General features: G+C 40.3%; 17 protein-coding genes. 12 read left to right on the top strand and 5 right to left on the bottom strand.

The genetic code is table 11. From position 1 onward, the window contains the following. The first annotated feature begins 236 nt into the window (after positions 1–236). From CEF19_RS08995 to CEF19_RS08975, 5 genes are all read left to right on the top strand, one after another. Positions 237–1505 carry an ammonium transporter gene (locus CEF19_RS08995; RefSeq protein ID WP_100405785.1) on the top strand — a complete coding sequence of 423 codons (1269 nt, stop codon included), beginning with the start codon at positions 237–239 and terminating at the stop codon, positions 1503–1505. A 6-nt stretch (positions 1506–1511) separates the two neighbouring features. Beyond that, positions 1512–2513: a DUF294 nucleotidyltransferase-like domain-containing protein gene (locus CEF19_RS08990; RefSeq protein WP_100405784.1), complete on the top strand. Its 1002-nt coding sequence runs from the start codon at positions 1512–1514 to the stop codon at positions 2511–2513. A gap of 3 nt (positions 2514–2516) precedes the next feature. Next, complete coding sequence (locus CEF19_RS08985) at positions 2517–3260, top strand: 3'-5' exonuclease (protein WP_100405783.1); 744 nt, start codon at positions 2517–2519, stop codon at positions 3258–3260. 43 nt (positions 3261–3303) lie between these two features. Then, complete coding sequence (locus CEF19_RS08980; protein WP_100405782.1) at positions 3304–3570, top strand: MerR family transcriptional regulator; 267 nt, start codon at positions 3304–3306, stop codon at positions 3568–3570. A 71-nt stretch (positions 3571–3641) separates the two neighbouring features. Beyond that, positions 3642–3911, top strand: a complete 270-nt coding sequence (locus CEF19_RS08975; protein WP_100405781.1) for a DUF5327 family protein — start codon at positions 3642–3644, stop codon at positions 3909–3911. A 112-nt stretch (positions 3912–4023) separates the two neighbouring features. On the opposite strand, the gene CEF19_RS08970 is transcribed toward CEF19_RS08975, so the two are convergent. Beyond that, a complete protein-coding gene (locus tag CEF19_RS08970) occupies positions 4024–5208 on the bottom strand; it encodes an ROK family transcriptional regulator (protein WP_100405780.1) in 1185 nt (394 codons plus the stop codon). A gap of 232 nt (positions 5209–5440) precedes the next feature. On the opposite strand from CEF19_RS08970, the gene xylA reads away from it, so the two are divergent. From xylA to CEF19_RS08955, 3 genes are all read left to right on the top strand, one after another. Further along, the gene (xylA, locus tag CEF19_RS08965; RefSeq protein WP_100405779.1) at positions 5441–6757 is read left to right on the top strand and encodes a xylose isomerase; all 1317 of its coding nucleotides are present in this window, start codon (positions 5441–5443) and stop codon (positions 6755–6757) included. 90 nt (positions 6758–6847) lie between these two features. Then, complete coding sequence (gene xylB / locus CEF19_RS08960) at positions 6848–8347, top strand: xylulokinase (RefSeq protein ID WP_100405778.1); 1500 nt, start codon at positions 6848–6850, stop codon at positions 8345–8347. Between the two features lie 26 nt (positions 8348–8373). Next, a complete protein-coding gene (locus CEF19_RS08955) occupies positions 8374–9363 on the top strand; it encodes a Gfo/Idh/MocA family protein (RefSeq protein WP_100405777.1) in 990 nt (329 codons plus the stop codon). A gap of 200 nt (positions 9364–9563) precedes the next feature. Here the strand turns inward: CEF19_RS08955 and CEF19_RS08950 are convergent, their stop codons facing one another. After that, on the bottom strand, positions 9564–10175 hold the full coding sequence (locus CEF19_RS08950; RefSeq protein ID WP_100405776.1) for a GNAT family N-acetyltransferase: 612 nt from the start codon (positions 10173–10175) through the stop codon (positions 9564–9566). 167 nt (positions 10176–10342) lie between these two features. Here CEF19_RS08950 and CEF19_RS08945 point away from each other — a divergent pair, with 167 nt between their 5' ends. From CEF19_RS08945 to CEF19_RS08930, 4 genes are all read left to right on the top strand, one after another. Beyond that, positions 10343–11134: a hypothetical protein gene (locus CEF19_RS08945; RefSeq protein ID WP_100405775.1), complete on the top strand. Its 792-nt coding sequence runs from the start codon at positions 10343–10345 to the stop codon at positions 11132–11134. A 3-nt stretch (positions 11135–11137) separates the two neighbouring features. Further along, positions 11138–11524 (top strand): GntR family transcriptional regulator, encoded by a 387-nt coding sequence (locus CEF19_RS08940; RefSeq protein ID WP_100405774.1) that lies wholly within the window; start codon positions 11138–11140, stop codon positions 11522–11524. Continuing rightward, a complete protein-coding gene (locus CEF19_RS08935) occupies positions 11517–12206 on the top strand; it encodes an ATP-binding cassette domain-containing protein (RefSeq protein ID WP_100405773.1) in 690 nt (229 codons plus the stop codon). The genes CEF19_RS08940 and CEF19_RS08935 overlap by 8 nt, the downstream gene beginning before the upstream one ends. Before the next feature lie 104 nt (positions 12207–12310). Next, positions 12311–12685 (top strand): DUF423 domain-containing protein, encoded by a 375-nt coding sequence (locus CEF19_RS08930; protein WP_100405772.1) that lies wholly within the window; start codon positions 12311–12313, stop codon positions 12683–12685. Positions 12686–12735: 50 nt separating this feature from the next. Here CEF19_RS08930 and gerQ read toward each other — a convergent pair whose 3' ends face one another. The 3 genes from gerQ to hemQ form a co-directional block, all read right to left on the bottom strand. Continuing rightward, positions 12736–13227: a spore coat protein GerQ gene (gene gerQ, locus CEF19_RS08925; RefSeq protein WP_100405771.1), complete on the bottom strand. Its 492-nt coding sequence runs from the start codon at positions 13225–13227 to the stop codon at positions 12736–12738. Between the two features lie 23 nt (positions 13228–13250). Beyond that, positions 13251–13682, bottom strand: a complete 432-nt coding sequence (locus CEF19_RS08920; protein WP_100405770.1) for a cell wall hydrolase — start codon at positions 13680–13682, stop codon at positions 13251–13253. A 198-nt stretch (positions 13683–13880) separates the two neighbouring features. After that, positions 13881–14630: a hydrogen peroxide-dependent heme synthase gene (hemQ, locus tag CEF19_RS08915; protein WP_100405769.1), complete on the bottom strand. Its 750-nt coding sequence runs from the start codon at positions 14628–14630 to the stop codon at positions 13881–13883. Positions 14631–14889: the final 259 nt, after the last annotated feature.

Genomic DNA, 14889 nt, shown 5'->3' with positions numbered 1-14889 from the left:
ACTTTTCCTGAAATACTTGATGACAAATGACGCTACCTTTTTAAAAATGGTCGTATTAAAAAAGGACTTCGTACAACTGTTCAGCCTTTTTCATAAAAACACCAAAGCGATTTGAATGGGAGGTTATCTTACAAAATGGTAGATTCCTAATTTCCAGGTACGTATAATGAATATTAACAAGAGATGTTAGCTATCTTAACAGCAAGCATTTCACAACTTGAGAGGGGATGTACAAAATGTCAGAAATAGCTCTTATGGATAATTTATGGATAATGATTTGTGCAGTACTCGTACTATTTATGCAAGGTGGATTCATTCTGTTAGAAGCAGGTTCGACAAGAATGAAAAATGCAGGTCATATTGCCGGGAAAACAGTTTTCACTGTCGGAATTGCATCACTAGTTTTTTGGGCAGTAGGTTGGGGATTTGCTTATGGTGATGGAAATGCATTCATCGGTTTATCGGATTTCTTTTTTGGGGATTATTCTACAGCTGAAGAGGGCTTAGTTGGTTCAGTTGATTTCTTCTTCCAATTAATGTTTGCAGCGATAGCTCTAACGATTGCATTTGGAGGATTTGCTGAGCGTGCAAAGTTATCTGCTTATGTTATCTTTGCGGTTCTATTCTCAGCTTTTGTATACCCGATTATTGCTCACTGGATTTGGGGAGGCGGATGGTTAGCTGACTTAGGAAAGCAAGACTTTGCAGGTTCAACAGTTGTTCATTTAACAGGTGCAATGGCAGCTTTAGCAGCAACAATTATTTTGAAACCGCGTCTTGGTAAATACAACAAAGATGGATCAGTAAACGATTTAGCTGGCCATAACCAAGTGTACACAGCTTTAGGTGTTCTTATTCTATGGGTCGGTTGGTTTGGATTCAACGCAGGTAGCACATTAGAAGTAGCAGATGCGTTCTTTGGTTATGTAGCGTTGAATACTCAGTTAGCAGCAGCAGCAGGTGCAGTCGCAGCGTTATTTATTGGATGGGCAATAACAGGGAAGTCTGATGTTCCTACAATGTTAAACGGTGCTTTAGCAGGTCTTGTGGCCATTACTGCTTCTTGTGCATTCGTTGCACCGTGGGCAGCAGTTGTTATCGGTATTATCGCGGGTCTTATTGTATTCTTTAGTATGAAATTCTTTGATAGAGCTAAAATTGATGACCCGATTTTTGCATTATCTGTACATGGTGTAGCTGGGGTATGGGGAACACTTGCAAATGGTTTTTTTGCAACACCAGAGCTAGCATACACAGGTTCTGCAGGTTTATTCTATGGTGGTGGGTTTACCCAATTAGGTGTTCAAGCATTAAGTGTTGTTGCATGTGGTGCTTTCGCCTTTGTCGCTTCATACATTCTGTTAAAAATTACAGCTGCTTTAACTGGAGGATTGCGTGTTTCCGAGGAAGAGGAGATTGTTGGCCTTGACTTAAGTGAACACGGAAGCTATGGCTATCCTGAGAGTATGTCTCCAGTAGAAAAGCGTCCAGGTGCAGGGGCCTAATTTTAGATGTCTGAAAAACTCAGACGTTCTCATGAAGATGACTGGCTGAAACGTTTTGAAATGCTTAAAGATGAACGAATGGCTGATATGAAACATGTAAAGCCTTCATTAGAGGCATTACGCCTCCGTCATGAAGCATTAATAAAAAAGTCAGTTCGTCTAGCCATTGAAAAGATTGAAAGTGAGTGGGGACCACCTCCTACTCACTTTGCTTTCTTTGTAATGGGAAGTGCGGGGCGAAGTGAACAATCCTATTGGAGTGATCAAGATCACGGACTTGTTTATGCAGAAGCAAATGAAAGTTTTCAAGACTACTTTTTAAAGCTTGGAGAAGCAATCGTTGATGCATTGGAATTTGCAGGGTACGAACGATGCGATGGAAAAGTAATGGCATCTGCCACGCGTTGGTGTAAATCGAAACAAGCTTGGAAAGAACAATTACAACATTGGCTTAAAGAAGATACGTGGGAAAACCTACGCTATGCATCAACATTCTTTGATGGTAGACATGTAATAGGGGATAGTATCCTACTTCAAGAGATGAAGGAGATGTTTTTTTCGTTTTTGGAAGAAAATCCATACTTGCTTCGGAGGTTTAGCGAAAATACGGGACGTTTAAGAAGAGGAATTGGTCCGTTTGGTCAACTTATTGTTGAAACAAAGGGAGAACACCAAGGGCAGTTTAATTTTAAGCAAGTGGCATTGTTTCCTTATGTAAATGGATTAAGACTTCTTGCGTTGAAGGAAGGAATTTATGAAACTGCCACGCTACAACGGTTTCAACAATTGCCTGAGAGCTACCAACGAATAAAAGATTTTCAGTCTTCGTTCAAAGCATTACTCGCCAAGCGGCTAGAATGGCAATGTAATGTAACAAGCTACGACGATATTCATTATCTTTCGGTTAAACATCTACCATCTGAAGACAAACGGCAGCTTAAAAAATGGGTGCAAGAGGGACATAACCTCTATAAGCATATCGAAACTCTAATGGGGAGAAGTGATTAGCTCATGATGAACAGTATGATTCAAATCATGAAGCAACTTTCAAGTAAGCTCAGCCCCAGTGTGTACACATCGACACAGCAACGCTCTCAAGCAGAACGTCTTTCTCATTTAAGACAAATTCAGAGAGAGCTAAAGCAGGAAGATGTACTTGATAAACCATTTCATGAATTGCCGTTTGTTGTCTTTGATTTAGAAACAAGTGGTTTTAATCCAGACCATGGCGATTGCATCTTATCAATAGGCGCAATCAAAATGAAAGGTGAGACCATTCTTGACAAAGAAATATTTTATTCAACGGTTCGCTGTTCGAAGCCACCTTCTGAAGAAATATTAAGTTTAACAGGTTTAACCGCAGAGGAGCTAGAAAATTCCCCACCGCTTGTTGAGGTGTTAACGGACTTTTACCGGTTTATTGGTAGGACGACACTTGTTGCGCATCACGCCAGCCACGAAAAAAAGTTTATGTCTCATGCTACGTGGCAAACATTAAGAACAACATTTCAACATCGAATCGTTGATACGTCATTCCTAACGAAAGTGGTTGTACCGAAACAAAACATGATTACATTGGATGAATGCTGTGCACATTATGGGATCCCAACAGAGAACCGCCATCATGCAGCGGAAGACGCCAAAATGACCGCTAAGCTATGGCAGGCTAATCTGCGCTTAGCAAAAGAAGCGGGCTTTGAGTCGCTTCGAGATGTATACACATTTTTAGCAAAAGGAAATACCGCCCAAATGTAATCTTAAAACTGAGGCCTTTTGATGTAGGAGGAGGGGAGGGCTAGTGAAGCGGAACATTCCACGGGAGCAGGCGTGTTTTCCAATTCGAGTCGTCATGGATATGACCAAATTAACTGCAAGACAAATACGCTACTATGAAGAGCAAGGGTTAATTAAGCCGATGCGAAATGATGGAAATCAGCGTATGTTTTCACTCGAGGATATTGAGCGATTTCATGAAATTAAATCGTACATTGAGCAAGGTGTAAACATTGCAGGAATAAAAGCAATTTTTTCCTCAACTAAAAAGCGAAGAAACGGACAACCTTGATTCCGGTTGTTCTTTTCTGCGTTCTTTATGCTATATTAGAGGGATAATCAGGGAAGAACGAGGTGTACGAAATGAATGTTTCAGTTAAGCAGATTTCAGCACAAATGAAGAAACAAATGGACCGTTTAGAGCAAGCGATTGACCGATCTGACAAGCAAACGGTAAAAGAAAGTGTTGCAATAATTGAAGCCTATTGTCAGCTTTTAAAAGATGAGAAGGCACAATCCCAGCCGGTGAGCCAACCTCAGGTTAGAGTTGAGTCAACATCGCCTTCTATTGTTCATGCCCCGTCGAAGCCTTATAAGGAAAAGGAGAATAGTGGAAGCTTATTAGATTTTTAAGAACTTTTGAAAGGAACTGATAAAGATAAGATTTTTACCTTTATCAGTGTCCTTTAGGCAAGCATATGGAAAATAAAATAGATGCCCAAGGCGCCCATTTGGGAACGAGCTATTAAGACTCAATTTCTTGGTAATCTGCCTTTAAAAATTGTTCATTTGAGAAGGCAGCCATTCCGAGTGCTGTTGCATGAACCGTTAGAGTTGAAAAGCTAATTTCAAGATTTTCACGTTGAAATTGAAAATAATTTTGAGCAATTAGTTGCTCAATAGGTTCCCGTAACCACTCTTTGGCTTCAGCTAAACGGTTGCCAATAATAACTCGATGAGGGTTAAATGTATTAACAATTGTATTGATCCCAACGCCGAGTAAAGTTCCTATCTCATGGAATAATTCTATTACCTCTTGATGGTTACTCTTTGCTTCTTTTAATAGTAATTCCAAAGTTATGTTGTCTTTAACTGTAGTAGGCAAGATAGCTTGAGCCTTTAATAACAATGCTTGTTCAGAAGAGTATAGCTCCCAGCAACCTCTATTTCCACATCGACACGTAGGACCATTAATATCAATCGTCATATGACCCATTTCTCCGGAAAAGCCATTCACGCCCCGGTAAAGCTCTCCCTTTAGAATAATCCCGATTCCGATTCCTGTTCCTGCACTTACGTAAATTAAGTTTTCACTAAGCTGGCCAGAGCCAAACTGACTTTCTCCGTAAGCGCCTGCCTTTGCTTCATTTTCAATTAATACTGGCAGTTGAAACGTTTCTTCAACTCCTTCTTTTAGGTGAACATTTTTCCACCCTAAATTGGGGGCAAGCAACACAGTACCTTTATTGTCCACAACGCCAGGGACGCCAATTCCAATCCCGACCACCCCGTAGTGACTTGAAGGTGCGTTATCTAAAAGCTCACGAATAAGAGTGTTAATAGCTTTTAATATAGAATGTGGACGGGTGGAAGGATTGCTCACTTTTTTCTCGTGAACGATATTTCCTTGTAAATCTGTAAGTAAGCCTAGAATATAATTAACACCTAAATCAATACCAATTGAATAGCCGGCCTGTTGATTAAATAGAAGCATTACAGGACGTCTCCCTCCACTGGATTCTCCGGGGCCAGATTCAAAGCAGAGTTGTTCTTCAAGGAGCTCCTGAACGAGTGAAGAAACAGTTCCTTTATTTAAACCAGAACGTTGCGAAATCTCAGCACGCGACAAGGGAGCCTGTTCTTTAATAATCGTTAAAACGAGTGATTTATTGCTTAGTTTTACTAAATGTTGATTCATTGAAATTTTCATTTTTTTCACCTAATTTAAATATGCCTTTTATAAGACATGAATTTTTAAAAAATAGTTTAATTAATTATAATATAAACTTAGTTTATTGAATAGACAAACTAAGTTTAGGTTGTTATAATACGAGAGAAGGTAAGAGCATTACTTAAAAAGCTTCAAAGAAAGCGGTAACATTAGAGACAACATCAACTAATACTAACTTGGTTAAAATAAAACTCATAATGGAGGAATAAAAATGGCGTATTTTGAAAACATCAGTAATATTAAATTCGAAGGTCCAACATCAAAAAGTGAATTTGCTTTTAAACATTATAACCCAACTGAGGTTGTGAATGGAAAAACAATGGAAGAGCTGCTTCGATTCTCGGTGGCTTATTGGCATACATTCACCGCTGATGGGTCTGATCCATTCGGATCGGGGACAATGGTTCGTGGTTGGGACCGCTTAAATGGATTAGACCTCGCGAAAGCACGTGTTGAAGCGGCTTTCGAATTTTTCGAAAAATTAGGGGTTCCCTATTTCTGCTTTCATGACTTTGATATTGCTCCTGAATCTGATACGTTAAAGAAAACAAATGAAGATCTTGATGTAATCGTTGCAATGGTTAAAGATTACATGAAAACAAGCAAAGTGAAGCTTCTTTGGAACACTGCTAACATGTTCACACACCCTCGTTGGGTACATGGTGCGGCAACGTCAAGCAATGCAGATGTATTTGCTTACGCAGCAGCAAAAGTAAAAAAAGGTTTGGAAGTTGGTAAAGAGCTAGGCTCAGAAAACTATGTATTCTGGGGAGGTCGTGAAGGCTATGATACGCTTTTAAATACAGATATGAAGCTTGAGCTTGATAATCTTGCACGCTTTTTCCACATGGCGAAGGATTATGCGAACGAAATTGGTTTCGGTGCGCAATTCTTAATTGAACCAAAACCACAAGAGCCAACGAAGCATCAGTATGACTTTGATGTGGCTACAGGAATCGGTTTCTTAAAAACATATGACTTAGACAAAACGTTTAAATTTAATATTGAAGCAAATCATGCAACACTAGCAGGTCATACGTTTGAGCACGAACTAAGAGTGGCACGTATTAACGGCATGTTAGGTTCTGTGGATGCAAACCAAGGTGATACACTAATTGGTTGGGATACGGATGAATTCCCACAAGATTTATACTCTACAACACTGGCAATGTACGAAATTCTTAAAAATGGTGGATTAGGAACGGGTGGCTTGAACTTTGATGCGAAAGTACGTAGAGCGTCATTTGATACAGATGACTTATTCCATGCACACATTGCAGGTATGGATACATTTGCGATTGGTTTAAAAGTTGCAAGCAAATTAATTGAGGATAATGTCTTTGAAGATATCATTTCAGACCGTTATCAATCATTTACTGAAGGAATTGGTAAGGACATTGTCGAAGGAAAGACAGACCTTAAAAAGCTTGAAGAGTACGCATTAGGTCTTGAGCCAATCAAAAACCGTTCTGGCAGACAAGAACGTATTAAAGCTGTAATTAACCAATATTTACTTGGCTTAGTTTAAGCTATCATATAAAAAGTGCTGGATGAGCTTCTATCTCCAGCACTTTTTTATCCACACAGTGAAGTTTTTCATAACCAAGGAGGAGAGTAAATGAGTTATGTAGTTGGAATTGACTTAGGAACAAGTGCTGTTAAAGTTATGCTAATGAATAAACAAGGGCAAGTTATAAAGGAATCATCGAAATCATATCCGTTAATCCAAGAGAAGTCAGGCTATAGTGAACAAGATCCAGAGGAATGGGTAGAGAAAACAAAGCTAGCTTTACAAGAAATTGTGCAGGAAAATCGTGATATTGCAGAGAAGATAGAAGGGGTTAGCTTTTCGGGACAAATGCATGGACTTGTTCTATTAAATCAGGATTACCAAGTTCAAAGACCTGCCATTTTGTGGAACGACACCCGTACTACGAAGCAGTGTAAAGAGATTTACGAAACCATTGGTGAGGAGAAGTTACTACAGTATACAAAGAATCCAGCATTAGAAGGATTCACACTGCCGAAAATTCTCTGGGTAAAAGAAAATGAGCCTGAAATCCTCAGTAAAACAGCGGTGTTTGTTTTACCAAAAGATTATTTGCGGTTCCGTATGACAGGTGAACTTCATATGGATTACTCCGATGCGGCAGGAACATTATTATTAAACATTAGCGAAAAAACATGGAGTGCCGAAATGTGTGAAAAGCTCGGCCTTGATGTGACCATTTGTCCTCCTTTAGTGGAGTCCCATGCTAATATTGGGACCATTTCAGCTAACTTCGCAGAAGAATCGGGGCTGTCAACGGAAACGAAGGTCTTTGCAGGGGGAGCTGATAACGCATGTGGTGCGATCGGTTCGGGAATTTTATCTGTCGGAAAAACCCTTTGTAGTATTGGGACATCAGGTGTGGTCCTATCCTATGAACCATCAAGTGATTTAGATTTTGAAGGGAAAGTTCACTATTTTAACCACGGTGAAGAGGATGCTTATTATACAATGGGTGTGACGCTAGCAGCTGGTTATAGTTTAAGCTGGTTTAAGGATGTATTCGCAGCAGATGAGGATTTTGAGAATCTCGTCAAAGACGTAGGTTCCGTTCCGATTGGCTCAAATGGGCTATTGTTCACACCATATCTTGTCGGTGAGAGAACACCACATGCTGATTCTGTGATTCGAGCGAGTTTCATTGGGATGGATGCCTCTCATGAAAGAAAGGACTTTGTCCGAGCAATTTTTGAAGGGATTACATTCTCACTCTGTGAATCTATTGAAATTTTCAGAGAAGGCGGCAAAAGAATCGATACAATTGTTTCAATCGGTGGTGGAGCAAAAAATGAAACGTGGCTACAAATGCAGGCGGATATCTTTAATGCTGAGGTTCAAAAGATGGCAAGTGAACAAGGACCAGGTGTGGGAGCAGCGATGCTAGCAGCTTACGGATGTGGCTGGTATGAATCATTAGAGCAATGTGCGAACGTTTGGCTCGATGTTGTAAAAACATATCAACCAAACCCAGAAGCTGTAGAGCGCTACGCAGAGTTATTCTCTATTTATAAAGAAGTTTATCAAGACACAAAAGAATTAAACGAGCGTGTCCAAGCGTTTCGTAAATAGTTGATACAAGTAGGAGGACATTTTTTATGGTAAAGCTTAAATGGGGAATTATTAGCACAGCTCAAATTGGGCAAAATCAGGTAATTCCAGCAATTCACCGAGCAAAAAATGCCGAGGTAGTTGCGATAGCAAGTCCAAACCCAAACGTGCAAGAAGTAGCAAAGAGGCTGAATATTCCTACTGTTTATTCAAGCTACGAAGAACTTCTAGGAGATCCTGCGGTTGATGCTGTCTATATTCCACTTCCTAACCATTTACATAAAGAGTGGGTAAAAAAAGCAGCTGAGCAAGGAAAGCATGTTCTTTGTGAGAAGCCGGCCGCATTAACAGTGGATGAAACAGCAGAAATGGTTGCTGATTGCCAAGAGGGAAATGTGAAGTTTATGGAAGCATTCATGTATCAATTTCACCCGCAACATGAGCGAGTACGTGAGATTATTGCATCTGGTGAAATTGGTGAAGTGAAAACAATGAATTCAAGCTTTACCTTTTATCTTGAGGACGGAACAGGAAACATTCGCCTCGATCCGAATAAAGGTGGCGGAAGTTTATATGATGTTGGCTGCTACTGTGTCCATGTAACTCGGAAGATTTTAGGTTCAGAACCTAAATATGTTCGAGTCGACGGCGATATAGCTATCGACGGCGTCGTTGACACGTCTCTTTTCGCCTATATGAAAATGGCAAACGGCGTTCATGCAACATTTAAGAGTAGTGTGAAGATGACTAATCAAAATGAATATGAAGTTATCGGGACGAAAGGAACGATTTCAGTGCCACGCGCATTCCGTCCAGATATTCAAAATGGGGAAGGTTTGGTAGTGGTTCACACCGCTGCTGAACAACGTACTGAAAAAATCATTGCTGACCAATATGCCCTTCAAATTGAGCATTTCTCTGAAGCTATTCTGACAGATTCGGAGCCTTCTTACACAACCGAAAATACGCTTGGAAATATGCGGGTAATTGATGCTTGCTACGAGGCATTAAGAACAGGAAGCCGTATAAATATTTAAAAAGAGAGGCCACTTTCGCCAAAGTGGGCCTTTTTTTGGTGAGTTCTTGAAACGATCGGGAAGTTGATAACCGGGCCAAAGGTAGCGAAAAGCGAGAGTTGCCGAAAAAAGGTGTAAACTTGCCGAAAAGCCCAGGAAGTTACCGATATTCTGGTCAGAGTTGCCGAAAGAAAGCTGAATTCTGGCTTAAACGTGCTAACTTATGGCCTCCACTCAACCAATACAGCATAATTGAGTGATTCTTCATCAGCTAAGTAGTTAGGTAATGGTTGAACGACTGTTAATCCACGCTTTAACATAAAAGAGAGCACTAAATCGTGAATGCTCCCTCTGGTTACCGCCTCAATATAATCCTCTACGTTCATCTTATGAGCATATTCGTGAAAATTTGGAATGCGGCAGCCAGCAAGAAATCGTTTTAGTCCCAATTGTTTGACCGTTTCTTTTCTAGCTTCATAAAGAGCTTTCGCGACACCCTGTCCTCGGTAGCTTGGGCGAACACATACATCAATTCCGTATAGACTCTCACCATTAGAGTTATGACTATTACGAATATAGCCACGATCCGCAACTTCTTCCCATGTATGAGACTCTCCATTAAATGCAATCAGTAAAGAGGTTGCTGAACCAACAATGATGCCGTCATCTTCCGCAAGAAGAGCACCCTCAGGAAATGTCTCAAAATGAGCTTGTATTTGTTCCCGGCTCCACCAAAGTTCCTCTGGAAATGGTGGGGGAAAGGCTTCCTTTTGAACATCAAGGAGGCCTTCAAAATCGTCAATCGTATAAGGTCTAATTGTATATTTACCCAACCCGAATAACCTCCTTTTTATTATTTATTGTAGCGGATAAATGTAAGCTGTAAAACTACTTTCTCTCACTTTTGAAAATTATTGTAAAAACCCATTGACTGTATTTTTGTATTAGTGTACTATGTAGTTAATACAGTAGTACAAAAAGTTAACAGGAGGTTTTATTAATGTCAGCTTGGTTGAATTTAACAAAGAAGGAGCTGCGGCTTGGGCTCCCCGCTTTTTTATTGCCTGTTATTGCTTTTATCGTTGCTTTAGGGATTGCGATGTATATGGGTAATCGGCATGGTTTTGTTTGGGAAGCGGTTGCTGGTGTGGCCGTTTTTGCTACAGGTATACAAGTATTTTATTTGGTTTATTATTTGCTCCATAGCCTACAATCAGAAAAAAGGAAACTCCATTTATGGTTGCATACACCGATGTCAGGCACCCAGCTTTTGTTAGCTAAAGTTGTTGCTGGTATTGTTGCAATGGTTGCCACAATGATGATAACAGGCACCACGTTACTACTGGCCATTTCTTTTCTGGAAACAGATATTCAAATACCTTGGTCAAACGTTTTGGATGTGGCAGTTGTTGGGGGGATACATCTATTCTTGCTTGCCCTTGACTTTGCAGTTTGGTTTATGTTCTTTTGGATGATTTTCTTGTTATTTAATCGCAAGCTTGGAACGGTTTTTAGCTTTATATCAACCTTTGTCCTTTTTGTGATTACCTCCGCGCTCTATGGACAGTTTATGGAGACTGGTTTGTATGACACGCTGACGATGTGGGGGCAAATGGATATATCAAAGCTACTTACCGATTTATTTATAAACATTGATTCAAATGGTGGAGAAATAATGACGGAAACGGGGCAAATCACTTTGTACTTTGGATACTATGTATTTGAAGGAATTGTTGCGCTCTTGTTATTTTTTGCATCATGTTGGATGCTTGATCGAAAAGTTGAGGTGTAAACGATGACAGATACTTTTCACTCATCACAGCCGATATACACTCAGCTTGCTGAACGAATTAAGAGACAGATTTTGCGAGGAGAATTAAAACCAGGTGATAAGCTTCCTTCAGTCAGAGAGATGGGTATTCAGGTTAGCGTGAATCCAAATACAGTCCAGCGCACATATCGTGAGTTAGAAGGGATGGGAATAGTGGAAACCAGACGAGGCCAAGGAACGTTTGTGACAGAAGAACAAGAGGTTTTACAGCAAATGCGCGAGGAACTTAAGCAGGAGGAAATTTCACAATTTGTAAAAGGAATGCATGAGATGGGGTATTCCGATCAAGAAATTGAAGTTGGTTTACAAGCATTTCTCCTAAGTGGGAAAGGAACTAACAATAATGATTAAACTCGAAAATGTATCAAAAAAGTATATGACAAAAGTTGCTCTTCGTGAAGTTAATCTTGAACTAACCGCAGGTAAAATTGTTGGACTTGTAGGGGAGAATGGTAGCGGTAAATCAACGACATTAAAGTTGATTGCTGGTTTAAGTCAGCCGACGAAAGGGCTGGTTAGCGTAAATGGTGTGAAAGCCACTCATCGAATCGCAAATCAAGTATCTTATTTATCAGAGCTTGATGAGTATTACAGTTTTTACAATGTTGGGCAAACCATTGATTTTTATGCATCACAATTTTCGGATTTCAATAGAGAAAAAGCAGATGAGGTTTGTGCATTTATGAAGCTTGACCGCAATGCTAAGCTAAAGCATCTTTCCAAAGGCAATCGTGGACGTCTGAAAATTGTTCTAACACTTGCACGTGAGGTGCCAGTCATTTTAATGGATGAACCCCTTTCAGGTCTTGACCCGATGGTACGTGATTCGATTGTTAAAGGACTGATTTCTTTTATTGACCTTGAACGTCAAATCGTCCTCATCACCACGCACGAAATTAAAGAAATTGAAATGATACTTGATGAAGTGATAGCGATTAAAGACGGCGATATTATTGGGCATCACAATGTCGAACAACTACGAAGTGAGCAAAACATGGGAATTGTTGAATGGATGACGAAGATGTACGAATAAAATATGGTGCCTAAAAGGTCGCTTTTTGACCTCTTGGGCGCTTCTTTTCGTATCAAGATAACAAGTATGGTAAGCTAGAGAAAAAGAATAGAGGTTAGTGAAAAATGGCAAAGGTATTTCTTTTAATCGGTAGTATTATCATGGCTTTAGCAGTAGCAATTGGAGCATTTGGTGCTCATGGATTAGAGCCGCGCCTGTCGGAGAGAATGATGAAAAATTATCAGACCGGTGTCCAATATCATATGATTCATGGTATAGGTCTTCTAATTGTTGGAGTTGCTGCGCTTAAGCTAACAACATCAACTGCGTTAAACGGCGCAGGCTGGAGCTTTTTAATTGGCATAATATTATTTTCCGGAAGTCTTTATGCGATGGCATTAACAGGCGTTACAAAGCTAGGAGCGATTACACCAATTGGCGGTCTTGCTTTTATTGTTGGTTGGGTCTTGCTCGCCACAGCTGTTACGCGTGGGTTATAAAAATAAGGATGATGCAAAGGTAGTTTACCTTCGCGTCATCCTTATTTTAGTTACGAGTCTTCACGTGGCGAATACTGAGCAAGTTGAGGAGAGGGGGAGTATGGATAATCATAATCAAGAGGCTCGGAAAACTCAACAAAATCTAGATTAACCATTAGCAACAGATAATTAACTCCTGTTTCAAGTTCGCTAAGAATAATATGGTCACGACCAGCTTCCTCTACACGCCCTACAAACACTCGTGCATTCCACTGTGGGTTGTTTTCAAATGTCATATGAACCCTTGCCACTTTTCCTCGGTTTAATCGAAGAATATTCTCAATGTATGATTGCTCAATCGGCAGCATTCCTGGCTCTTGCCCTACTGGTGGGAAGCCTTGCTGTTGCGGGGTAAATGATGGTGTAGCTTGTGTTTGTGGGGCGTAAAAGTAAGGAAGTTGACCTTGTGGCATTTGTGGTTGTTGTTGAAATTGCTGACCATATCCTTGCTGCTGTGTTCCTGCTTGTTGCTGGGCAAACTGGTGAGGATTCCATTGTTGCATGTTTTTCGCTCCTTTATAATAAATTAATAAGTACCATACACTTCTGGACAAGCGGAGGCAAGCGGCGTGTAGTAGCAATGTGCTTTATAGCGCCCTGAATTCCACTGTCCCCACCACTGGGCCGGACATGAACCTTCTGGACGGAAAAACCATAAGGCGAATTCCGCTGACTGGAATCGTTCCCCATCAATCACACGCTTAGCTAGGCGTTTATCACGGTCACGAGCATGTTGGTAGAAGTAGCTTTTTTGAACGGCCTCAAATCCCCCCGGTGATTGAAAGGCCATATGAGGAATCGTATTGACGTTCTCAAAATCCAGACATCTTACTCGAGTTCTATTCACCATAACATTCCCAGCTGACAACATTCCTAAATCACCATCACCTTCTGCTTCTGCTCGCATTAACCTTGCCAACATATCAACATCACTCGATGATGCTTTAATAACTGCCATCTCTTCACCTCCGCTAATATGTTTGGTTCTTGTTGAGGTTGAACGTCTTGCTGCCCTTATATGTAGACAGAAGACAAGAATAGGTAAGCAGTGCAGTCTCCAAACTATATGATTTAATAAGGAACTTATGACCAATAACTTTCTTTTAAGTTTGCATAAGAAAAAAAACCGCCACAATAAGTGACAGTTTTGAATTCATTAAATATAGAAAAAATGTTCGAGATCTTCTTTCTTTAAAAGGTTCCCAACATAGAAGGTACCGAATTCTCCGTAGCGTGCTGATACTTCGTCAAACCGCATCTCGTAAACAAGCTTTTTAAATTGGAGAACATCATCCGCAAACAGAGTAACGCCCCATTCCCAATCATCAAAGCCAACGGAACCCGTGATGACTTGCTTTACCTTCCCTGCATAGCTTCGGCCAATTAATCCATGACTTCTCATCAAGGAACGACGCTCTTCCATTGGGAGCATATACCAGTTGTCTTCACCTTGACGACGCTTGTCCATTGGATAAAAGCAAACATGACTTGATTGTGGGAGCATTGGATACAAACGTGAACGAACATGAGGATTTTGATATGGATCTTCATCGCTCTCGCCGGCCATATAATTACTTAACTCCACTACAGAAACATACGAATAACTAGGAATAGTAAACTCAGCAAAACGAGTTTTGTTAAACGCATTTTCAATCTCGTTTAGTTCTTCCATTGTTGGACGTAAAATCATAAACATCATATCTGCTTTTTGACCAACGATAGAATATACAGCATGACTACCTTGTTCATTTGCTTCTATGTCCTCCCACTTACCGATTAAGTCGGAGACTTCATGAATCATCTGCTGACGCTCTTCACTTGATACTAATTTCCATGCCGGCCAATTTATTGTACGGAAATCATGAAGGCAATACCAACCATCTAATGTAACTGCAGCTTCACTCATCGTAAAAACACTCCTTTAATATGTACTCATACTTCTTATGGATTCAACGTTACTATACCATAAAACGATAAAAACACTAAATGGAAAACATACTAAAAATGCACTAGTACTGGAGGCTATTGAAAAAAGGTGAAAATCGAAGGCCACTTAAAAAGTCCCTTTAGCAGATTCGAGGAAGAAGCAATCGCTCCACGCGTTGCGCGCCTTGCTATGAGAAAACCACTCATACAAGGCTTTTCAAAACCGGACAACGGCTCCG

The sequence above is a fragment of the Bacillus solitudinis genome (assembly GCF_002797395.1).
GTDB classification, from domain to species: domain Bacteria; phylum Bacillota; class Bacilli; order Bacillales; family Bacillaceae_D; genus Halalkalibacter_A; species Halalkalibacter_A solitudinis.
Note: the sequence above shows the minus strand (reverse complement) of the source record. Positions and strands in the feature narration are given on the sequence as shown.